This window comes from Bradyrhizobium paxllaeri (assembly GCF_001693515.2).
Lineage (GTDB): Bacteria > Pseudomonadota > Alphaproteobacteria > Rhizobiales > Xanthobacteraceae > Bradyrhizobium > Bradyrhizobium paxllaeri.
In genome coordinates, this window is record NZ_CP042968.1 from 5,908,546 (window position 1) to 5,930,098 (window position 21,553).

16 protein-coding genes and 2 pseudogenes are annotated in these 21,553 nt (G+C 60.0%); 8 read left to right on the forward strand and 10 right to left on the reverse strand.

The genetic code is table 11. The features are described 5' to 3' along the window. The first annotated feature begins 555 nt into the window (after positions 1 to 555). From LMTR21_RS28170 to LMTR21_RS28195, 6 genes are all read left to right on the forward strand, one after another. Positions 556 to 1,230, forward strand: a complete 675-nt coding sequence (locus LMTR21_RS28170; RefSeq protein ID WP_065754530.1) for a response regulator — start codon at positions 556 to 558, stop codon at positions 1,228 to 1,230. Positions 1,231 to 1,271: 41 nt separating this feature from the next. Beyond that, the gene (locus LMTR21_RS28175) at positions 1,272 to 2,612 is read left to right on the forward strand and encodes a sensor histidine kinase (protein ID WP_246174328.1); all 1,341 of its coding nucleotides are present in this window, start codon (positions 1,272 to 1,274) and stop codon (positions 2,610 to 2,612) included. A gap of 254 nt (positions 2,613 to 2,866) precedes the next feature. Beyond that, the gene (locus LMTR21_RS28180; RefSeq protein ID WP_187399211.1) at positions 2,867 to 4,276 is read left to right on the forward strand and encodes an efflux RND transporter periplasmic adaptor subunit; all 1,410 of its coding nucleotides are present in this window, start codon (positions 2,867 to 2,869) and stop codon (positions 4,274 to 4,276) included. A 29-nt stretch (positions 4,277 to 4,305) separates the two neighbouring features. Next, positions 4,306 to 4,986 (forward strand): ABC transporter ATP-binding protein, encoded by a 681-nt coding sequence (locus LMTR21_RS28185; RefSeq protein ID WP_246174336.1) that lies wholly within the window; start codon positions 4,306 to 4,308, stop codon positions 4,984 to 4,986. Further along, complete coding sequence (locus LMTR21_RS28190; RefSeq protein WP_065754421.1) at positions 4,980 to 6,182, forward strand: ABC transporter permease; 1,203 nt, start codon at positions 4,980 to 4,982, stop codon at positions 6,180 to 6,182. The genes LMTR21_RS28185 and LMTR21_RS28190 overlap by 7 nt, the downstream gene beginning before the upstream one ends. An 808-nt stretch (positions 6,183 to 6,990) precedes the next feature. Further along, positions 6,991 to 8,766 (forward strand): ABC transporter ATP-binding protein, encoded by a 1,776-nt coding sequence (locus LMTR21_RS28195; protein ID WP_065754420.1) that lies wholly within the window; start codon positions 6,991 to 6,993, stop codon positions 8,764 to 8,766. 259 nt (positions 8,767 to 9,025) lie between these two features. Here LMTR21_RS28195 and LMTR21_RS28200 read toward each other — a convergent pair. Next, a pseudogene (locus LMTR21_RS28200) lies at positions 9,026 to 9,578 on the reverse strand (glyoxalase superfamily protein). A gap of 196 nt (positions 9,579 to 9,774) precedes the next feature. Here LMTR21_RS28200 and LMTR21_RS28205 point away from each other — a divergent pair. Beyond that, positions 9,775 to 10,092, forward strand: coding sequence for a hypothetical protein (locus LMTR21_RS28205; protein WP_065754419.1), 318 nt, complete (start codon positions 9,775 to 9,777; stop codon positions 10,090 to 10,092). 556 nt (positions 10,093 to 10,648) lie between these two features. Here LMTR21_RS28205 and LMTR21_RS28215 read toward each other — a convergent pair. Next, the gene (locus LMTR21_RS28215) at positions 10,649 to 11,800 is read right to left on the reverse strand and encodes a Gfo/Idh/MocA family protein (protein ID WP_065754417.1); all 1,152 of its coding nucleotides are present in this window, start codon (positions 11,798 to 11,800) and stop codon (positions 10,649 to 10,651) included. Positions 11,801 to 11,831: 31 nt separating this feature from the next. Then, positions 11,832 to 12,905 carry a sugar phosphate isomerase/epimerase family protein gene (locus tag LMTR21_RS28220; RefSeq protein ID WP_065754416.1) on the reverse strand — a complete coding sequence of 358 codons (1,074 nt, stop codon included), beginning with the start codon at positions 12,903 to 12,905 and terminating at the stop codon, positions 11,832 to 11,834. Between the two features lie 173 nt (positions 12,906 to 13,078). Here LMTR21_RS28220 and LMTR21_RS41270 point away from each other — a divergent pair. Next, positions 13,079 to 13,326, forward strand: a pseudogene (locus LMTR21_RS41270) (DNA polymerase IV); the annotation flags it as partial. A gap of 159 nt (positions 13,327 to 13,485) precedes the next feature. Here the strand turns inward: LMTR21_RS41270 and LMTR21_RS28230 are convergent. From LMTR21_RS28230 to LMTR21_RS28260, 7 genes are all read right to left on the reverse strand, one after another. Next, positions 13,486 to 14,604: a Fic family protein gene (locus LMTR21_RS28230; protein ID WP_065754415.1), complete on the reverse strand. Its 1,119-nt coding sequence runs from the start codon at positions 14,602 to 14,604 to the stop codon at positions 13,486 to 13,488. A gap of 810 nt (positions 14,605 to 15,414) precedes the next feature. Beyond that, a complete protein-coding gene (locus LMTR21_RS28235; protein WP_065754414.1) occupies positions 15,415 to 16,662 on the reverse strand; it encodes an MFS transporter in 1,248 nt (415 codons plus the stop codon). A 103-nt stretch (positions 16,663 to 16,765) separates the two neighbouring features. After that, entirely contained in the window at positions 16,766 to 17,380 is a 615-nt protein-coding gene (locus tag LMTR21_RS42065; protein ID WP_065754413.1) for a ribbon-helix-helix protein, CopG family, read from the reverse strand. A 204-nt stretch (positions 17,381 to 17,584) separates the two neighbouring features. Further along, positions 17,585 to 19,339, reverse strand: a complete 1,755-nt coding sequence (locus LMTR21_RS28245) for a relaxase/mobilization nuclease domain-containing protein (protein WP_065754412.1) — start codon at positions 19,337 to 19,339, stop codon at positions 17,585 to 17,587. Further along, positions 19,336 to 19,521: a hypothetical protein gene (locus LMTR21_RS28250; protein ID WP_141688421.1), complete on the reverse strand. Its 186-nt coding sequence runs from the start codon at positions 19,519 to 19,521 to the stop codon at positions 19,336 to 19,338. Before LMTR21_RS28250 ends, LMTR21_RS28245 begins: the two co-directional genes overlap by 4 nt. A 761-nt stretch (positions 19,522 to 20,282) precedes the next feature. Next, positions 20,283 to 20,795 (reverse strand): S26 family signal peptidase, encoded by a 513-nt coding sequence (locus tag LMTR21_RS28255; RefSeq protein WP_065754411.1) that lies wholly within the window; start codon positions 20,793 to 20,795, stop codon positions 20,283 to 20,285. Continuing rightward, positions 20,792 to 21,256: a DUF2840 domain-containing protein gene (locus tag LMTR21_RS28260; protein ID WP_065754410.1), complete on the reverse strand. Its 465-nt coding sequence runs from the start codon at positions 21,254 to 21,256 to the stop codon at positions 20,792 to 20,794. The genes LMTR21_RS28255 and LMTR21_RS28260 overlap by 4 nt, the downstream gene beginning before the upstream one ends. Positions 21,257 to 21,553 lie beyond the last annotated feature (297 nt).

Here is a 21,553-nt window from a genome sequence, read left to right on the forward strand (position 1 = left end):
CCCGGAGTCGCGCTGTGACCGTTGCGATGGCGCCGAACTGGCGGGCAAAGCATTGCGGGTAGATTACGTTCTGGCATTAGTTTCGCGTATTGCGTTCGCAATCCAGACGTCGGAAAATGGTTGGGGAGGATTTCGCAACGCGAGGTCAACACACGAATGCGCGTTCCTCTTATGAGTACGGACAGTTGCGGATCGATGTTTGACAAACTCAGGTGCAGCTGCAGCGCGATGCGTACGGCCGGCCACCGGCCCTTCGCTCAGGGCTAGTCTTGGCCAACAACTCCGTTTTGCCAGCCAACTACCGGACATCGACACGTCAGACGATCAGACAGGTTATGGCGGCCCCCACCAGGCTGACGGCCGAGCGCCATCTAGCCGCCGGAACCAATTTGCTGCTGGGCGGTGGACGAAAGGAAGGAGGCGTTGGGTTCGAAGTCTAATGGCTGCCCGGAGGGTCGCCGGCAGTCCCGCATTGCGCCGCGCACGGGCCAGTCGTAATCCTACTGTAATGTTACGGTCATCTTTCGACCATCTGTACTATTGTGGGAGAACGAGTTGCGATCGTTGGTCATCGAGGATGACGGGCACTTGGGGCCTTGGTTGAGGAAAACGCTCGCGACCTCTATCGGCGGAGCCGAACTGGTCGCGACCCTCGATGAGGCCTTGGCGGCTATCGCGGTTCGTCAATTTGACTTGATTGTGATCGATCGGCGGCTTCCGGATGGTGACGGTGTCGAGCTGCTTGCACGGCTGCGAGGGCTGCAGCCTCGTCCCGGCATACTCGTTTTGACAGCGCTCGATGATCCGATCGACATTGCCCGAGCGCTCGACGCGGGCGCCGACGACTACCTGGTCAAGCCTTTCGAACCGATCGAGCTCATCGCGCGCGCCAAGGCGGTGGTCCGGCGGCTTCAGCTCGATCAAGGAGGCCTAGTCGCCGTGGCCAATTTGACGTTCGACCTGGCGTTGAGAACCGCTTACATCGACGGTGAACCCGTTGTCGTTCCAAGGCGCGAACTCGCCCTGCTGGAGGCGCTCGCGCGACGGGCGGGACAAGTTGTCTTGCGCGAAACGTTGGAAGCTGCGGCGTATGGTTTTGACGACGAAATTCAGTCAAATGCCATCGACGCTCATGTCTCCCGCCTGCGCCGGCGGCTTCGCGAGAATGGATGTAAGGCAGCAATCAAGCCTCTGCGTGGGCTCGGGTACTTGTTGAGCGACACGCGATGAGAGGGTTTCGCCGCTCCATTACTTTGATTACGGCCACGCTCTTGAGCGTCGTCATCACGATCGTAGTGGTATGTACTGCTGTCTTGCTTCTTGGCCTCGTCGGCGACGACGGCGGCTACGCCCAGTATGATGCTGCGACGGCCATCAAGGCGGCAATTTCTCGGAATGAACGAGGCGAGCTGGTCATCAACGAGCATCGCGCTCAGACCGCGAAGCCCACGCCAACGGTCTCAGAGTTTAAGCGGGACTTTCCAGGATTTTGGTTCGTTGTCTCGGATGGCCACAACGTCCTCCACTACGGACCTGTCCCCGAGCGCATAATGGCAGGCCTAGCCCATCAGGGGGACAGGGCTTCGTCTTCTGGATACGAGGTCCACGGGGAGTCGATGCAACTGGTTCGATCGGCGTCGATCGCCCAGACAGACGCTGGCAACGTTTTGATTGAGGTCGGCGGCGTTGCTTACAGCGGAACACAGATTGCGATAGGTACGATTAAAGACACGTCTTTCATGACCATTCCCATTCTTGTCGTCCTGATCACCACGGTTCTCGCTGCACTTGTGATCGTACCGGTGCTGATCGCGCGCCCCGTACGCCGCGCCGCGGCGGCCGCTGAGATGATCGACGGCGCTGGCGAGGGAGTTCGCCTGCCCGAGCAAGGTGCCCCTTTGGAACTGATTCCAATGGTCAGTGCTTTCAATCGCGCACTGGAACGGATCGATGCGACGGTTGCTGCGCAGCGCCGTTTCTTATCCAATGTTGCCCACGAATTGCGGACACCCTTGGCGCGAGTCCGGACGCGCCTGGAAGATATCGATGACAAGACATTGAAAGCAGCGCTCGTTGCGGATCTTCAGTCGCTTTCCTCCACCGTAACAATGCTGCTGCAGTTGGCGCGGCTCTCATCGGGTCCTGCGGAATCCGCCGACGTGGATCTTGTAGAATTGACGAAACGCATCGCCGCCGAACACGGCCCAACAGCTCTGTACTCCGATATCGAGATTGAGTTCTCCAGCCCGGCGGAGATCGTCAAAATCAAGGGCTCCGACCAAGCCATTGGTATCGCACTCTCCAATATTGTTCGTAACGCGTTGCAATACTCGCGTCGAGGTCAGCAGGTCCTGATCGAGGTGGACCGAACCGCGACGGTGCGCGTCGTCGATCATGGCCCAGGGATTAAACCTGAGGACAGGGCCGCGGTGCTTCAGCCTTTCGTCCGGCGTCGGCAGGATGGCGATGGCACCGGACTTGGACTTGCAATTGTCGCGCAGGTAATGGCCTTGCACAAAGGCTTCGTCACGATCGAAGACACTGTCGGCGGAGGGACGACTGTCGTTCTGAAATTCTCTCCTTTGACCCCTTCTCAAAGCCAGCTTCACTAAACGCAGAATTGAAGATGTCTGAGTTGGTTCAGCTGCGCTACCGCGCGGGGTCCCAGCGTCAAGGCTAGTATTTCGCTTGTAAACGCAAGACTTATGACCGTCAGCAGATCTTGCAATCCGTAATGTTTGCGCAAGGTTGAGCGGAGATTCATTCAACCCGGATGATGGCTAGTCCAAAAGGAGCGCGCGGCAAACGCAGCTTCTAGATTAGCGACGATGCGGGATCGGTGAGGTTGGCTCCAAAGATGTACTCAGTGAAGTCCGAAGACAAAGCCCAGGAGGGCATGGAACTGCTTCTCGAATCGCCACGTCTCGACACGGCAACCGACCAAGTCGAAGGCGAAGGCGGAGTGTTGTCCAAGGAGGCCCTTCTCGCTAGTCACCGGCCCTCTCGCTGGTTGCGCTGGGTTGTAATCTGTGCCGGGCTTTTGATCGCCGCGGGGGGTATGGCTGCGCTGTGGCTCGCGTCGTCTCCAGATCCCGGCTATGTCACGGAGTCGATCCGGCGTGGGCCGCTGAAGGTTACGGTATTGGCGACTGGAAAGCTCGCGCCCACCAATCGGGTTGATGTTGGAACGGAGTTGTCCGGAATCATCCGTCGTGTCCTCGTCGAGAATAATGACCGCGTCGCCAGAGGGCAGCTTCTTGCCGAGCTCGACCCCTCGAAGCTCGATGATGCTGTCGTTCGAGCTCAGGCCGCCCTACGCGTCGCCGAGGCAAATGTCGAAACGGCAACGGCAACCATCGGCGAAACGCGAGCGACTTTGACGCGTTTGCAGGAGATCTGGCGATCGTCGAGTGGAAAGGCACCCGCCAAAGCCGAGTTGGAGACGGCTGAGGCGGCGTTCGCGCGCGCAAAAGCGGCACTCGTGTCCGCCACTGCGGAAGTCTCTCAGGCGCGTGCTCGGTTGTCGACAGATGAAACAGACCGGGCAAAGGCTGCCATTCGGGCCCCAATCGATGGCGTAGTTCTGAGCCGTCAGGCGGAACCTGGCCAGACGGTTGCGGCGTCATTCCAAACACCCGTTCTGTTCACGATCGCTGGCGATCTTGCCGCCATGAAGCTTGAAGTCAGCATCGACGAAGCTGATGTTGGTCAAGTGAAGTCTGGGCAAGCGGCTACTTTCGCCGTTGACGCCTTTCCCGATCGTAGCTTTCCAGCGACCATCGTTAGCGTCAATCTCGGTCCAAAGACGACGAATAGTTCAGCAACGCAAGGCGCCGCAGCGACGCCGGCCGCATCAGCGGCCCCGACGTCTGTCGTCACCTATACGGCCGTTCTGAACGTTAGCAACACGGATGGCAGCCTTCGTCCCGGCATGACGGCGCTCGCAACGATCGTCATAAACAACAAGGCAGATGTGCTGCTGGCTCCCAATGCAGCATTTCGTTATAAGCCAGCGGCCACGCCGGAACTGCCGGCATCTGGCGGATTCCTCGGTTCACTGTTCGATGATGCAGCGCCTGAGCAGCCGCTCGCGGACGAACGTCCTGCGGCCAAGCACGGCGAACAGCGAATCTTGCACACGATGGACGGCAATCGCCGCCTCAGGCAAGTGAAAGTAAAGATCGGCCCAACGGACGGACGACTGACAGAAATTCTCGAAGGCGATCTCGCGGCCGGAACTGACGTCGTGACTGGTCGACGGGCCTCCGGCACATGACAGCACCGGTCATCCGTCTGCGAGATGTCATGAAGAACTACGGCTCGGGAGACGCCCCCTTCCGAGCGCTTCGCGGCGTCGATCTCGACATCGCGACAGGTTCATTTGTAGCCGTGATGGGACCCTCAGGATCCGGAAAATCGACTTTGATGAACATTCTTGGCTGCCTGGACGTTCCCACCAGCGGATCGTTCCGGTTTAAGGATGTCGCGGTCGAGCGTTTGGGTCAGGACGAAAGAGCGTTGTTGCGGCGGCGACACCTCGGCTTCGTGTTTCAAGGCTTCAACCTGCTCGCTCGCACCACCGCCATCGAGAATGTCGAGTTGCCGCTGGTCTATCGGCGGGACGATCGACGCCGGCGCCGCGCGGCGGCCATGGAAGCGCTTGAGCGCGTTGGACTTGGTCCCTGGGCGCAGCACACGCCTGCTGAGTTGTCCGGCGGTCAGCAACAACGTGTCGCAATTGCGCGTGCGATCGCGACTGGGCCCGCAGTGCTGTTGGCGGATGAGCCAACCGGGAATCTCGATAGCCAGCGGTCCGTAGAAATCATGATGCTGTTGCGCGAGTTGAACCAAATTGGCGGAATTACGATCGTGATGGTCACGCATGAAGCAGACATGGCTGCATTTGCGCAGATTACAATTCACGTTCGGGATGGCCTGATTGATCGGATCGATCGTGCCGGCAGCACAAGGTCGAGCTCGTGCTGAGCGCCAGCGTTGTACTGGCAATCCGGGAGATTCGTCGCCATCTGCTGCGATCGTTGCTAACGGTGCTCGGCATCATCATCGGTGTCGCAGCGGTGATCGTAATCGTCACGGTGGGCCGCGGTGCAACTGTCAAGATCGTGAAGCAAGTCTCTGAACTCGGCGCTAATCTCCTGATCGTCGAACCGGGCCGCCTCCGAATGGGCGGCACCGAAAATCCACCGCCTTTTCACATCCAGGATGTGGAGGCCGTTCGCTCCCAACTCCGCGGAGTCCGTGCCGTTGCACCCCAGGTCCGAACCGCGGTCGTTGCTGTTCGGAGCGGGATAAATCGAAGGGTGTCTGTTGATGGCGTTACCGATGAATATTTGATCGCGCAGAGTTGTACGCTCGCCAGCGGACGCCGCTTCACGCCCGAGGAGGAGGAACTGGGCAAGACGGTCTGTTTGATCGGCGCGGAAATCAGACGCAGCTTCTTTCGTGACGAGGATCCGCTCGGAAAGCCAATCAAACTGGAAGACTTGGTTTGCGAGGTTGTCGGTGTCCTCACTGCTCGCGGACAGAGCGGCTTTGGCGACGATCGGGACTCGACAATCGTGCTGCCTTTGAAAGCGGTCCAACGACGGCTGAGTGGAAACCGCGAGGTCCAGACAATCTTGATCGCCGTCGACCCGACCTATTTGACTGCCGATCTCAAGAGTTCGCTCACCTCCTTGTTGCGCGAGCGGCGACGACTGGCCACCGGCACACCGGACAATTTCTCGATCACTGACACCAAGCAGATCATCGATGCGGTTTCCGGTGTTTCCAAGGCGATGACGGCATTGCTAGGAGCCGTTGCGGCGGTGAGCTTGCTGGTTGGCGGCATCGGCATCATGAATGTCATGCTGGTCTCAGTGACTGAGCGAACGCGCGAAATCGGCATTCGCATGGCGATCGGTGCGGTTCCGCGTGATGTCCTGCTCCAGTTTCTCGTCGAGGCAATGATCCTCGCCTGTCTCGGCAGCGTCGCCGGGATTACGTTTGCGCTGATCTGCAATCTCCTGCTCGCGTCGATCTTGACAATTCCCTTTCTATTCGATCCTTGGATCAATCTCGCCTCGTTCCTATTTTCGCTGTTCCTCGGCATCGGATTCGGATATTTCCCGGCGCGACGCGCCGCAACGCTCAATCCAATCGAGGCGCTTCGCCATGAATAGAAACGTGGATCGGATTCCACGATCGGCAAATAGCAAAGCGCTGTACGCATGCCCGCTCGCCCCAGGCCGGCCCTGGTTAAACGTGTAACACTACGGTAACGCGGCAGCCCTAGCACGACACATGTGTCTTTCGATGGTGGCCCTCATTATCGCCTCGCCTGTGCCAGCGTCGATTCGAACCGGCGTGACGATGATCGAGTTTGTGCATGTTATCGAAGGTACAACCGATGAGGCTTACGGTCGCCTCGTAATCCGACACCTATCGCCCTGGTCACTGCGCACCGGCAAGCCTGCTGGCAAAGTCACCAGGGATTGGCAGTCCCGCCTCTGCTGCGCAGGGACCTAGTGGAGCAAAGCAATGACTGTTTCCGCGCTTGTAATGATCATCATCTTAGCTGCCATTAGTGCAATGTCACTCGTGATGTTTCTCCATCCACAGCACCGCTCGCCTTCGCAGAACAGCGATCTCGATCGACGTCAGCGCGTCCGCGTGCGGTCAGCACCAACACCGCCAGGACGGCGGAGTTGACAGAAGGCCTCATGCTCTGTGGGGAACGGTCAGGCAACAACAGCATCTTGGCGGCAGCGACGGGCTTGATCATGCTTTCTGCCCCGCCCGACCGTGCAGGGACGGCCGCCATCAGTGCCCGGTCGCACTCGTCATAATCGACCTGTGGGCACTCGCGCTTTTAGCCTTTTGACCGAGCGTTCGGAACCGTGATCGGCGTTGCGATGCCATCTTCTCGTGACGGCCATTCTCATCTGCCTCAGGGCCCGGCGTTCTCGTATGCTCCAATGGAAATGATCAATGGAACGCGAGGATATCCCATATGACGAGTTGGCGGCTTCGCATGTTTCCGCGCGCCGCGTGCTCGGTCTGTTCAAGCCTTATGTCGGCCACGTGCTCACTGTGCTTGTTCTTATCCTCGCGTCGTCGATTGCGGGAACCGTTGCGCCTTTTCTGTTGCGGGCGATCGTCGATGACGCATTGCCGCACGGCGACCTCCGCCTGCTGGCGCTGCTAGCTGGTGGCCTCATCGCGATCGCTTGCCTGGGCGCTGCGATCACCGTGCTGCAGGCCCTGGTTACATCCAAGGTCGGTCAGGCGATCATGCACGACTTGCGGGTGCGGGTATACGCGCATCTGCAGTCGCTCTCACTCGGGTTTTTCACCGCAACGCGGACAGGCGAGGTCCAGTCACGCATCGCCAGCGACATCGGCGGCCTGCAGGCACTAGTCACTCACACCGCCGGCGACCTGACGCGCAATGTCAGCACTGTGGTGATGACCACCATCGCCATGCTAGCGCTGGAGTGGCGGCTGGCGCTCTTTTCCTTCCTTGTACTGCCGATAGCGATATGGATCAGCCATCGTGTCGGGCGCATGCGCGAGACGATCACCTACGAGCAGCAACTACGGATCGCGGATATGTCCTCGGCCGTGCAGGAATCGCTTTCGGTTTCCGGCATCATTCTCGCGCGCACGATGGGTCGCACCCATCACCTGACCCGTCGGTTCGCCCGCACATCGGAAGGCGTCGCAGCGCTCGAGGTGCGCTCCCACACGGCCGGGCAGTGGGAATGGTCGCTGATCGATCTGGTACTTCAGGCACTGCCGGCGCTCACCTTGCTGCTCGGCGGCTGGCTGATGAGCCAGGGCGCCGCGGTGACCATCGGCACCCTGGTCGCCATGATCGCGCTGCAGGAGCAGCTTCTCTGGCCGCTGGAGGAAGTTCTGCAATCGGGCGTCCAGATCAGGACGACCCGCGCGTTATTCGCGCGCATCTTCGAGTATCTCGACCGACCGGTCGAGATCACGGAACGCCCTGATCCTATCGTTTTCGACCAAAAAAAGATCCGTGGTGCGGTGCGACTCCATGAGGTCTGCTTCTCCTATAACAAATCCGGGCCGCCGACGATCGCCGACGTATCGATCGACATTTCCGCCGGCTCGCACGTGGCGATCGTTGGTGCCACGGGATCTGGCAAGACCACGCTCGGCTATCTTCTGGCACGACTCTACGATGTTGATGCGGGCTCGATCCTCTATGACGGTGTCGATGTCCGTGATCTGAGCTTTCAATCACTGACGGAGGTGCTGGGTGTCGTCACCCAGGAGCCATACTTATTCAACGCAAGCATTGCCGACAATCTTCGCTTCGCCAAGCCGGATGTCACGGACGATGAACTGGTTGCTGCGGCCAGGGTAGCCCAGATCCACGAGCTCATATTGGCGCTCCCAGATGGCTACAACACGCTGGTGGGCGAACGCGGCTATCGTTTCTCGGGTGGCGAAAAGCAGCGACTCGCCCTGGCCCGCACGATCCTGCGCAATCCCCGCGTACTGCTAATGGACGAAGCGACCAGCGCCCTCGACACGGCCACCGAGCGGGCCATGTCGGAGGCGCTTGCAGTGCTAGCCAAGGACCGCACCATCATCACCATCGCGCACCGGCTCTCCACCGTCCGATACGCCGATCAGATCATCGTGATAGACAAGGGGTGCGTGGTTGAACGGGGTAACCATAACGAATTGCTCGCCCTCAATGGTGCCTACGCCCAATTGGTGCGCTCAGCAAATTGAGGCCCACTGCTAGATCGCAACCTACAGCGCCCGCCCCACGAACGGTCTTTTGGACGAGCATGTGAGCGCCCGCATCATGGCCACTGATCGGACCGTCGTCCGCCGACAACAGGATGGCGACGGCACACCGGACTTGGGCTCGCTGTCGTCGCGCAGGCATGGCGCTTCACAACGACGGCGTCACAATCGAGAATAAGTCGGGCGGTGGAACGACCGTCATGCTGATGTTTTTCGCCCTGAGCATCTCAGTGGTTAATCGCTAAAGAGCGCAGATCCGCTCGAGCTTGGAATGCGCGAGTTCCTGCCAGAAGCGAATGCGGTTGCCGAAAGGATCGCTGACTTCCATGACATCACCCTCAGGATCTTGCTCGATCCTCGGTCGGCCAAAGCCGAGCTTCTTGCCGATAAGCGTGAAGCTTCACGCCGGCTCGCGATACGCCCATATAGAGCGGCCGACGAGCCTCGAGTCGATGCTCGAACTCTACCGCGAAACCAAGAAAGTCACAGTAGAACGCGCGCGCCTTGGCCTCGTCGAAGATGCGTAGAATCGGGACGGCCTGCAAGAATTCGAGACCGCGAGGCGGTTCGACGTCCATCTTGACTGATGCTGTGATCCAGTCGTCATGACCGAATGTGACAGCGATCAGTTCCAGCGCGATCAACTCAGACACATCGATGTTGCGGGCTGCAAGCGCAAAACGCAGTCGCCTGGCCATTGCTTTGGCCTGATCCATTGTGGGCACAGTAACCTCCTCTACCAGCGAAGCCAATCCATGCTCGTGTGACGGCCACAAGGCGGCAAAAGCCATCATTGGAGCGCGAGGTGGAGGGTTCGCACCAGCTCGATCAGCAACCAAGATTACCGGTACATTACAGATTCACAGTGAAGAGCGGCTCGGCCGGTGGTCTTGCTTTCAAGCATCTCGCCGCCTTGGCCATCGGACGTAATCTTCAGGCAATGCAGCCAACCTACGTTCCGAGCCACAACTTGTGCAAGGAGCTCTCCAGATGAAAAGACAGATCGTGATCGCGGCCGCGGCTCTCATTGCCGCTACCTCATTGTCGCCATCGACCGCACAAGCCGGTGATGGCGCAATTGCGGCGGGCGTGATCGGCGGCCTCGCGGTCGGAGCCCTCACCGGCGCCGCCATCGCGAACTCCCATCGTGCACCCGCCTACGTGTACGACGAGCCTACCTATGTCCCCGTCTATCGTTCACCTCGGCGGGTCCACGTGTATCGCTATTATGAAGCCCCCTATTACTCCGGCCATGGCTATTCGTCGGGTTATAGTGACGGATACCGCGACGCCTCCTGGGATTGGTAAATCCTCGGTGGCCGTTGCCTCCATGAGCCGGCGAGATGTGCTTCCCCGCTTCGGGCCGTGCACATGGAGGCGACGCGTTCTGTCATTCAGTGAGTTTGCGGTCTAGATCGCTCGAGGAGGCCAGGCAAAAGGTTTGGCCAACGCGCCGGGGGCGATGGCGCCGTCGCATCCTCGCAGCGTCCACTCTGACTCGAGCACGTGCGCATCCGAGCCCTCGAAGTTATCCAGAATCAGACGCCTCCATATCCCTCCCCAGCTTCTGCCATTGTCGCCGACGGGATCGGCGAACTCAGAGTCGATGTGTCCTCTATTCGTCAACGTTTCCTCGAAGCTTTCCGGCTGCGCCACGACGGCTTTGAATGGCCGAGGGCCCAAGCAAAGCGGCGCTTGCTGCCGAGAGGTACGCATGGGGGTAGAGGTACTTGGCAATGCGAACGGCGTGCCGAAGGACTGTCGCGTCGGCGTCGTCTTCGGGATCAATATAGATCCCTCGGAAGAGCTGGATGAGTGGGCTCCGCACCAGGAGTAACGAGGACGACGATGTCCGTCGGCGCTCTCACAATTCAACCGGCATCCAAACTCCTCCGGCCGCGCTTGAGCGCAGGACGGCGTCCACCATCGCAACACCGGCGAAGCCATCTTCAATGGTTGGAAAAGTCAGCCCCGGATTGGCGAGGGAAGCAGTACGACTGGCCACGATAGCTGTGGCCACTTCGGCATAGATCGTCGCGAACGCTTCCAGGTATCCCTCAGGATGGCCAGGTGGAATACGATTGACGCGTTGACCGGCGGCATTCATGGACGCCGTTCCGCGGCGAATCAATCGTGGTGCGTCACCGAGCGGCGACCAGGTGAGCAGGTTCGGGTCTTCCTGCCGCCAATCCAAACCGCCCTTCTCGCCGAAGATCCGTAACCGCAGCCCGTTATCGTTTCCGGGTGCAACCTGGCTGGCCCATAATGCGCCCCGCGCCCCGTTCCCGTAACGCAGCAGGATCTGCACGTTATCATCGACACGGCGGCCAGGCACGAAGATGGTCGCCTCGGCCAGAATCTGCTCAGGCATCATCCCGGTGACAAAGTGCGCCAGCTGATATGCATGGGTACCGATGTCGCCGACGCAGCCGCCAGCACCCGCGCGCGCTGGGTCGGTACGCCAGTCGGCCTGCTTCTGGCCCGCGGCCTCAAGCGGATCGGCCAACCAATCCTGCGGGTATTCGACCTGCACGATCCGGATCGCGCCGAGTTCGCCGCCCTGAACCATAGCGCGTGCATGGCGGACAAGTGGATAACCGGAATAGTTATAAGTGACGGCAAATATCAGTCCGCTCGCGCGCGCCTTGTCGCGCAAGCGGCGCGCCTCCTCAAGGGTTGTCGTCAGCGGCTTGTCGCAAATAATATGAACGCCGGCATCCAGGAAGGCGGTGGCGACAGGTACGTGCATATGGTTTGGAGTGACGATCGCAACCGCTTCGATACCGTCAGTTCGCGCGGCCTCGGCCCGCGCCATGGTCCGAAAGTCAGGATAGGATCGATCGGACTCAAGGCCGATAGCCGCCGCCGATCGGATCGCCTTATCGCGTGAGGCTGAAAGCGCGCCAGCGACGAATGCGTAACGATCGTCCAGGCGCGCGGCGATACGGTGGACGGCGCCGATGAAGGCGCCTTCTCCGCCGCCAACCATTCCAAGTCGAATGCGTGGCTCAGCCATGTCGCGCGCTCCCTTCGATTTATTCCAGCGCTCAGATGAGGCCCAATGTTCGTCGGATCTGCGTCTCGTCGCTGGCGCCACCGGCGAAGTCGTCGAAGGCTCGTTCCGTGACGCGGATGATGTGGTCACGGATAAAGGCGGCGCCTTCGCGCGCGCCGTCCTCTGCGTTCTTCAAACAGCATTCCCACTCCAGCACCGCCCAGCGGTCGAATCCGATGGCAGCCAGCCGCGAGAAGATTGCCTTGAAGTCAACCTGCCCGTCGCCGAGCGAGCGAAAGCGCCCGGCGCGATTAATCCAGGGCTGGAAGCCCGAATAGACGCCCTGCCGCCCAGTCGGATTGAACTCCGCGTCCTTGACGTGGAAGGCGCGGATGCGCTCGGCGTAAATGTCGATGAAGGTCAGATAATCCAATTGCTGCAGGACGAAATGGGACGGATCGTAGTTGATCGCGCAACGCGGGTGATTGCCGGTGCGCTCGTAGAACATCTCGAAAGTAATGCCGTCACACACGTCCTCGCCCGGGTGGATTTCATAGCAGATGTCGACGCCCGCTTCCTCATATGCATCGAGGATCGGGCGCCAGCGACGCGCGAGTTCGTCGAACGCCGTCTCGATCAGGCCCGGCGGCCGCTGCGGCCAGGGATAAAGAAACGGCCAGGCCAGCGCGCCGGTGAAGCTCACGCTGCCGGTGAGGCCGAGACGGCGAGACGCCTGTGCCGCCTTCATCATTTGATCTACCGCCCAGATCTGACGTTCGTTCGGCCTGCCCCTGACTGCAGGGGGTGCAAAAGCGTCGAAGGATTCGTTGTAGGCCGGGTGAACCGCAACGAGCTGCCCTTGCAAGTGGGTGGATAATTCCGTGATCACCAGACCGTGGCTCGCGGCCACGCCGGCAATTTCATCGCAATAGGCCTGAGAGGCCGCGGCCTTGTCGAGATCGATCAGGCGTGGATCGGAGGTCGGGACCTGCACGCCCTTGTAACCGAGTCCAGCCGCCCAGCCGCAGATGGCATCGAAGCTGTCAAACGGCTGCGCATCGCCGATGAACTGCGCCAGAAAAATAGCGGGCCCCTTCATGGTGGCCGGTCGGAAAGTTGCTGACATTACATTTCTCCGGGTCAGGCCACAGGTGCCGGCGAGATGGCAACAGGAGAGACGGCCCCAGTGCCAGGCAAACTATCGCACAATCTCGAGCCACGTTGCTTGTTTGCTTCATTATATCCTCCCGCCGTTTCTGCCTGAAGGGCACTGCTATTAGGCATGTCTCCAACAGCCGCTCGGCGAACATCTCCTATAACAAGTTCCTGGCGAAGCTCGCTTCCATCACCGCAAACCCAACGGGCAGTACGTCATCTCGCCATGGGACCGACTTTCGTCGAGACGCTGGTCGGGAAGTTTCACGGCATCGGGTCGGCAACCGCTGCCAAATTCAACACCTTCGGAATCTGGACCGGCCTCGACATTCACAACCATTCCCCTCGCTTTCCTGCAGGAAAACTTCGGCAGGTCCGGCACCTATTGCTACTAGATTGAAGCAGTTCCGTTCGCCAAGCGAAAGACGAGATCAGCCTCTCAGTGGCGGGTGGCCATCATTCGATCGTCGCTCGCTAACCCGACGTCCGCATCGTCCTCAGACTGCCAAAAGTCAAAAACGGTCCTGCGCATGACTTCGCTGATTTCGTTCTCAGTCACCGGCGGCGTCGCCGAGCTTCAGAAAATACCGTGTATGCCGCAGCTCGCCTGTCTTGGTGAGCGCGCCTTTTTCGACGAGGTCTTGCAGATCGCGCGTGGCTGTGGCGCGCGAGGTCTTGCTGATCGAGATGTAGTTCTCTGCCGAAAGGCCTCCTTTGAATCCGTCGATGCCCTCCTTGAACATGCGGGCGATGACCCGGTCCTGGCGCTCGTTGAACTGACCGCGGAAGGTTTCGTAGAATTTCGCCTTGATGACGAAGAAATCAACGCGTTTGATAGTGTTGCGCTGCGCTTCAAGAATCGTGTTGGCGAAGTATGTGAGCCAGGCCGTGATTTCCAGCTCCTTGTTGTTGCGCTCCAGCGCCGCGTAATAGTCCTTACGCTTGCGCTCGATCGTGTAAGCGAGCGCGATCAGGCTGGGCTGGCTGAGATTCTGTGCGAGCGACTTTTCGGCAAGCGCACGCCCGATGCGGCCATTGCCGTCTTCAAACGGATGGATGCACACGAAGTAGAGATGCGCGATCCCGGCCCGGGTCAGCGCCGGCAGCGGGTTTTTGCCGCCGGGCGCCGTGTCGTTAAACCAGGCATTGAAGCGGGCCATCTCGGCCTGCATGCGCGATGATGGCGGCGTGTCGAAATGCACCGTGCGCTTGTAGTCTGGTCCGGAACCGACCTGCATGGGATCTTCATGCGTGCGGTAACCGCCGATAACACTGATCTTCTTGTCGCCGGCCAGCAGCATCTTGTGCCATGCGAACATCGTCGCATCATCGAGCGCGGGGCCGAAATTGCGATAGAGATCGACCATCATCTCCGAGATGCCGCGCTCCGCTGGATCGATACCGGGTCTGGCTGGCCCGAGGCCGAGCTGGTGGCGCAAGGACGACTGCACGCTGTCGCGGTTGAGAATCTCGCCCTCGATCTCCGAAGTCTTGACCGCTTCCTCGCTAATCAGCTCAATCTTGAGGGTCTCCTGATCGTCCGCCCCCATATGTTTGCAGGTCCCGACGAATTCCCCTGCCTGGACTAGGAATTGCGGTTCCAGAGACTCCAAGGCCTTCGAATCATAGGAAAAATTAGGCCAACCGGGCTGTTTCCAGTTCCAAGTCATGAGCTATAGGCCCCTCCCTCTATAGCTCACCAATGTCAGGTATTATGAGTTATAGGGTATCATTTATAGCTCAATGGCGGCCCCTCCCCAGAGCGCCTGACTCGCGGAACACACAGTGAACGTTCCATTAAAACCCTTATTTGCAATTTTCCGGCACAGGCGTCGAGGGGACGATGGCCACTGATATCACCCCAGCTGAGACATCGACCAAGCCTACCCTACTTGGACCCTTCCTAGGCTTTGTCACCCCAACCAGCATTTCTGGCTGCATCTCGAAGGCGACAGCGATGAAATCTATGTGAGCCTCTACGCCTCTGACGTTGATGCGGCTTCGACAGCCAAGGCCAAGCTCACCTTCACCAAGGACCGACTCTGGACGGATTGCGGGTCCAGGGCCTCACGCCTGACACCCGCTACTTCTACAAGCTATGGACGAACGTGGCGTGCGCGATCCCGCTCGCCTCCAGGGTCTGGCCGAGAAAGAACTCTGCTTCCGTACACTCCCCGAGAACGATGACGGTCAGATCGATTTCCTGATGATGAGCCTGTCACACTCCAACTGTTTCGCATGAGGACGGATTCGACGGCCACGCCGTCTGGGCAGACATTCCACAGATCATCTCCAGCGAGAGCAAAAAAAAAGTCCGCTTCGCGCTGCTGGTCGGCGATCAGGTCTATGCCGACGATTGGCAGGACCGCGTTCTCGCTGCCAAGACCCATGACGAACGGTTAATGCTCTATCTGGATGCGTACCGGCGCTTCTGGAGCCACATCCACTCAGCGATACCTTCGTACCGATGGGTGACGCTTTCATCCGGTTCGCGGGATGCTCAAGTTTTGCTGCACGGCTACACGCACGCTGCTAACCACCCTTCGCAAGCGCGTCTGGACCCCGGTTAGAGCAAACCAGACTGCAGCTGCGAGCTGAAGACCGATGTTGCAAGCAAACGCGGTCTGGTAAGCGATCTCAGGATAGTGCCCATCTATAGGCGTCCAAAACTGAACCACCAAGCCTGTCATATATTGCACGACAAACGCACCACCGACATGGAAGAGATTCAGCGCTGCATTGGCCCTGCCCGCGAGTTCGCTTCGGAAATAATCGGCCATGGTCGCGTAGCTCACGACAGTACCAGCACCGGCCGCTGCCACGAAGATCCACGGCACATACGACGGGAGCGGCAATCGCAGGATCAATACCAACTGGGCCAAGATGAGCATCGTGGCGACGAGGCTCAACAGCGTCCGCGGTGCGACAGCGTGCCGGCGCAACCGATCGACCGCGACACCCCACAGAAGTGCGCCCAAGCTCAATGCAACTGCCATGATCAGCAGATGCCAGAGCAATACCGGCCGGTCGAGTCGCTCGACATCGCTGAGCCATGGCGCCGCCCATAGTCCCTGCAGCGCCCAGGCGGTCCCAATACAGGTCGCCGAAAGTGGGGCCAGGCGCCAGAAGCGTGGATCGGCGTAAATCATCTTTAGACTGGTCGTTGGCTTGCCTGCCACCGATATGGCCGTCGGCGTCCTTGGCACGACAACATAGATGATGAGCGCGCATACGGCCGAGCCAATGGCGAGCAATTCAAACAGCCCTCGCCAGCCTACCGAAACCAGCAGGAATTCCGCAGGCAAAGTTGCCGCCACGGCCCCCAATGCTCCCAGCATCGTCATCATACCGTTAAGTAGTGGGATACGTTCGCTGGGAAACCAGAGCACGAGGGCTTTTAAGCCCGCCGTCAACGATGCAGCGACACCAAGGCCGATCAGTGCTCGACCACCGAGAAGCAGCCAAAAATTGTCCGAGACAGCAAGTAACGCCGCTCCCAGAGCCGCGGCAACCATTACGCCACCCTGAACCCGCCCGGGACCATACCGGTCCAACAACGTGCCGATCGGAATCTGAGCGACCGCGAAGGTCAGGTAATAGACGGACGTCAGCAGGCCAAGATCGCCGGCGCTAAGGCCAAATTCCGCCGTCAGGGGTCCAGCGACCGTCGCGTTGATGGTCCGGAACAGAAATGAAAGGTAGTAAGCAGCAACAAACGGCAAGAACACGCACAGAATCAGACGCCAATTTTTCGTTGGGCCTCCGATATTGCGACCAGCGGTCTTAAGGTCATCCGATCGAGGCGGTCTCGGTGCGTCGACAGATTGCCGCCTAGCATGCGGTCTGTTGCAAGGGTATTCCTGCCTTGCCTGGAAAGCTGAGAAGGCTGCCGCCCTCCCGCACGGCAGCGGATGACCTTGCTTTATCACCAACTGACATGCGGACAGCAGGCTTTTGAGCTGGGGAGCATGGCTGCGGCGCTGCGCCTGCGAGAGAAATCGTCCGAGGGTCGTGTATCGGAGTGCCGAGCCGATCCATCGTCTCCTGCATGAGCGACGTTCCTGACTGAACGCGGCGCCTGACTTGCGCGGCGAATTCGTCGAAGCGCTCGGATCCAAGGACACAGGCCGCGCGTTGCTCCGCTGCGGGCAGCACCGGTGTTATGGCGAGATGGAAGCGCGCCTGAAGTGCAACGGTCTCATTTACAATTCTAAGGCCGCGGTCGAGCTCTTCGAGTTGGCGGCTCATACGCGAAATGCGAAGGTCTAGCGGGAGGCCGTCGGTGTTATCGTCGGCACCGAGGAACTGAGCGAGGGCCGCCTCAACGAGTGCCGACTTGCTTGTGCCGGCGCGTTTGGCCGCTGCCGTCAACCGCGCGGCCATTTGTTCCGATAGGTAAGCGCCTATTCTGGGTTTCATGAAGGGCCTTGCGCTTGCGTTACGCATCCGATGATTGGCTGCCGAAGTACCTTGGCCGCCAGGAACGGGACCACAAAACGAGGCATCGCGTCTTTAGGCAACCGCTCAACCGCAGTTGTCGTACGTTTGGATAGACTCGCGCACAAAGACTGATCAAGCCGATATGGGACCTGAAGCGATGATGAATCGAAGTGTGTCGCGGATCAGCGCGAAGGTCTGGCACGGTTGCGATCAAATACCGAGACCGATTTTCCTCTCAAAGCTCCAGGTCACCCGTTCCCCTCCGATTGCGACGCCTGATACCTCTCGACCAAGATGCCGCTCCAATGCCGGTCGCCACGGCACCAGCTGCAAGCCAACGCCGTCGTCAATCATGGCGAACCGGCCCGACGCCAGCACAAGGCGTCGACGATAGATGCCAGCCACATGCTCTCCCTCAGAACAGGGGCGATGCGGCAACCCTGTCTCGGCTGAAAGCCGCGCGGTAGCTGCATCAAGTTCTCTTTGCCTCAAGGTGTCGAGCAGATCGCGAGCGAAGATGACCCGCTGCCCCTGCCGCCGCGCAAGTCCTTCGCCTGCGAGATGATCTATCCGGCGTTCCATCGCATCTCGTGCTGCGATGCCAAATCCAGCGCTGCTGATCTCCGAACCTCTGCCAATCAACTGTCGGTCGATCCAGGTCGCTCCCTGCGCCGTGACCTGGGCCTCAATACTGAGATCCGACCGCGTGGCGAGCGTGAGATGCTTGCGCCCCTGTGCATCCTCATGTGTCCGCGCCTCCACGATCGCGCCGGGCGTAGCGTCGCCGGTCATTTCGATATCGATAAACCTGATATGGTGCGTTCGTCCATCGACGCCTTCGACGATTGCGTAGGCCGACCCTTTCAGCTCATCCTGTAGCCCGCGCTCGACGAGGCGCCCGAGTACGGTATCGACCGGCTCGTCACCGTGCAGGGCAAAGCCTGAAACGTCGGGCTCGCGGTGAAAACCGCTCATCGCCCGATGCATTGTTTTGATGATGTCGCCACGAATCGCGAGATCACGCAGCTTGTCCTCGATGCCGGGCTTGAGGGTCCAGCAACCGGGTGCGATCTGCTCGGCAAGACCGAGACGTTCCAGTCTGGCCGCCCGTCCGAGCATCAGGCGGCGGAGTTCGGGGTCTTCGCCAGATGCACTGGGGCGAAGGTCCGCCACGCCGGCACCTTCGTCGGCGGCAACGCGCAGCGCCCGATCGAGGCTTGTCCAACGTTCGACCTCGACCTCCCTTTCCAGGGCCGAGCGGATTTCCTGCTCGCTGCGTGGTCCAAGCTCAAGGGTAACGCGCTCGGCAGCACGATCCCGAAAACCACGGCTGATGTAATCCCGGCTGATGACCAGGTCCTGACCATCCTCGGAACGTCCCCGGATCAGGACATGAACGTGCGGATTGTCGGTATTCCAATGATCGACCGCGATCCAATCCAATTTCGTTCCGAGATCCCGGCTGACATCGGTCATCAGCTCACGGGTGAAGGCGCGGAGATCGCCGAGCTCGGCAGCGTCCTCCGGAGAAATGATGAAGCGAAAATGATGCCGGTCATCCCTGCAGCGCTCGGCGAAGGCGCGTTCGTCCGCCGCGTCCGACGACACGTCGAACATCCGGGCTTCCGCTCCGTCCCGCGTCACGCCGTCTCGCTTCAAATAGGTGATGTGCTTGGCGAGGGGCGCCGAGCGAAAGCGGGTGCCCTGATGACGGACCACGCGCGCCTTCATCACCACACGTCGTGAGGTCGATCGCTGCGACAGGGAGAGCGCAGCACGCCGGCCCCGACCAAAGCGGGATCGGCTGGCACCGCCCTTGCCACGTCCAAAGCTGTGGCCGACATGGCCAGCCTTCTTTGCGGCGCGCATGACCTGACCGACAAAGCTCTTCGGACGCGAGAGACCATGCCCACTATCGCGAATGCGACCCGGACGGATACGAAACTCATTGTCGCGCTGACTCATGACGTCTCACCGCGTTTTCGAAGGCCGACGGCTCTCGGCGCATTGATTTCTTTGAGGCTTCTGAGTGGAGCGATGGCATGACCAAACTCGTCGCGCCGCAGAACCTCAACGCCATCAACCATATGCACTGAACCGAAGGCGGCGCTTTTCCCTTGCCATGCGCGGTTGATCGTTCGGGTCATTGCGGAGGGATCATCCAATAGCGCCTGACCGAACACGTCGGCTGGTGGCCGATCTGTTGCGAAAGAGCGGCCGCGACTTGGCAGTTGACTTGCGAAGCCCCCACTGTTTTGCGAGCGTTTGCGATAGCGATCGTTACCCGAAGGGCCGAGACACCCGTAGGGTGGCTCGGTGAGGAGCGAAGCGACGAGTAGAGCGCGGGCCGAAGGCATCGCCCGTATGCCATCAGCACGGCATTGTCGCACTCCTCCACGAACTCTTGGCTGCGTGAGCGAGGGTTCCTTTAGTAGCAAACCCGAAAGTCTTAGCGTCATGATCGTGTTGCAGCGTTTCGAATGCAAACCGAATGTCCGTCACGGGGCGCCAGCGAATCTGGAAACTGACGGCTGATATCACGAGCTGCCCGATGTGCAGCCGCCGGACGCTTACGGTTGATCGGTTGATCTGCCCCTGCTCGTAATCACCACCGCTGAGATTGCGAAGAACTTCGACAGAAGGCGATTCAGCTCATTTGCTGCCGATGCGAGCAAGAGAACTGCAAACACGAGCGCTACCACCACACATGAAGCGCAATCCCGACAGACGATGAGCGTGCCACCGTGCTCGCGACCGTCCAAGGTGAAGCTGCTTCGCGCCGGCCGTTCGGCCGTCCTGGACCGCCGCTGCGCGCGACGGCACGGCCAATTGTTGGTCGGGACGGAGGAATGGTCCCGCACTCGATCGAACAGAGGAATGGAGGATCGGAAGCGCCGATCAAGCACGGTCACTCCTCCCAGGTCCACACCGGAAGCGCACGGCCGATCACAGCAAGCGCAGGCAGAAATCCGAAGTAGCGGCCGTCCAGCGACTCGCCGGACTGCCAGTTCATGAGAAAAAGCTGGCCTTCACCGACCACGCGGCACCCCTCCCATTGGGGTAACGGCCGACTGCGCCCGTCGCGATCCTTGGCCCCGCCCACCGCAATGCCGTCGACCGAAATCGTGCCCCCGGCTCTGCAGACCGTCTGCCCCGGCAGCGCCAGCACGCGTTTGAGCATTGGGGCGCCGATAGGCAGATAGCCATTCGAATCGAGAAAGATCGCAAGCGGCTTCGGCGGCTGAACGGCAACCAGTTCCGTGACTGCGAGATTTTCCGCGGGCTGCAAACGATAGAGGCCGATTGGAACGCTGGCGGATGCATTCCAGATGTAGAGCGGACTTGGCTCCATGATCATGGTCGTGACAAGCGCGGCAGCAGCGCCACCCACGGCGGTCATGATCATCAGGCTGCCCGTCATCGCGTGGCCCTCTGCCGGTGGAGCCAGGCCTGATGTCGCGCCTTCGTATACGGACGGGGGTCCTCATTCACGGAGAGGCGGTTGTGAATATGATGCCAATGATCGGGCGCGACATCGGCCGGATCGATGCCGAGCGCCTCGATCGCTTCAACAATCTGCAGCACGCGCTCGACCTTCGGCCAGCCGGAGAGCCGCAGCAGAATTTCGCCGCCGGGCTTCACATACGGCACGGTCGAGCAACGCTGTCCTGGAGCGACCGCACGCAAGATGTCGATCCGCGAAATAGCGGTTCCAAAGTCGCTGGATGTCCAACGGACGAAGGCAAAGACGCTGCCCGGTGCAAATGACAGGATGCGGCGATGACGATCGATTTTCTTTTCTTCAGCGATGCGACCGAATCGAATGCGGTTTTCGATGCGCTTCTCGAGCCACAGAATCTCGACTAGCGTAAGATCGTTCATGCAGAGACCGCTCGGTTCGGGAGGTAAGGATCGTGTGTCCGGTATTCGTTGAGGAACAGGTGCGGTAGCGAGCCTGGATTGTGAACGTCAGCACGATTAGTGAGGCGCTGGCGCTGGTCGGGCCCAACGCGGTTTGCGGCGTCCGTTAGAGGAAACACGAAGGACTTCTGGTTGCGGCGGCAGCAAAGTGCAGGGAACCAAGGCCTTAAGCCCGATTCCGGTCCTCGATACCGGGGGGATCCGATCCCTGATGGCACGACGATTGCGGTCCCCGCTAGCACGCGTTGATTCAAGGGC

Bases quoted from the DNA above. Each gene is read 5' to 3' on its own strand.
- LMTR21_RS28185 (WP_246174336.1), top strand. From the start codon at position 4,306: ATGAAGAACTACGGCTCGGGAGACGCCCCCTTCCGAGCGCTTCGCGGC.
- LMTR21_RS28195 (WP_065754420.1), top strand. From the start codon at position 6,991: ATGGAACGCGAGGATATCCCATATGACGAGTTGGCGGCTTCGCATGTT.
- LMTR21_RS28205 (WP_065754419.1), top strand. From the start codon at position 9,775: ATGAAAAGACAGATCGTGATCGCGGCCGCGGCTCTCATTGCCGCTACC.
- LMTR21_RS28215 (WP_065754417.1), bottom strand. From the start codon at position 11,800: ATGGCTGAGCCACGCATTCGACTTGGAATGGTTGGCGGCGGAGAAGGC.
- LMTR21_RS28220 (WP_065754416.1), bottom strand. From the start codon at position 12,905: ATGTCAGCAACTTTCCGACCGGCCACCATGAAGGGGCCCGCTATTTTT.
- LMTR21_RS28230 (WP_065754415.1), bottom strand. From the start codon at position 14,604: ATGACTTGGAACTGGAAACAGCCCGGTTGGCCTAATTTTTCCTATGAT.
- LMTR21_RS42065 (WP_065754413.1), bottom strand. From the start codon at position 17,380: ATGCGTAACGCAAGCGCAAGGCCCTTCATGAAACCCAGAATAGGCGCT.
- LMTR21_RS28245 (WP_065754412.1), bottom strand. From the start codon at position 19,339: ATGAGTCAGCGCGACAATGAGTTTCGTATCCGTCCGGGTCGCATTCGC.
- LMTR21_RS28250 (WP_141688421.1), bottom strand. From the start codon at position 19,521: ATGACCCGAACGATCAACCGCGCATGGCAAGGGAAAAGCGCCGCCTTC.
- LMTR21_RS28255 (WP_065754411.1), bottom strand. From the start codon at position 20,795: ATGACGGGCAGCCTGATGATCATGACCGCCGTGGGTGGCGCTGCTGCC.
- LMTR21_RS28260 (WP_065754410.1), bottom strand. From the start codon at position 21,256: ATGAACGATCTTACGCTAGTCGAGATTCTGTGGCTCGAGAAGCGCATC.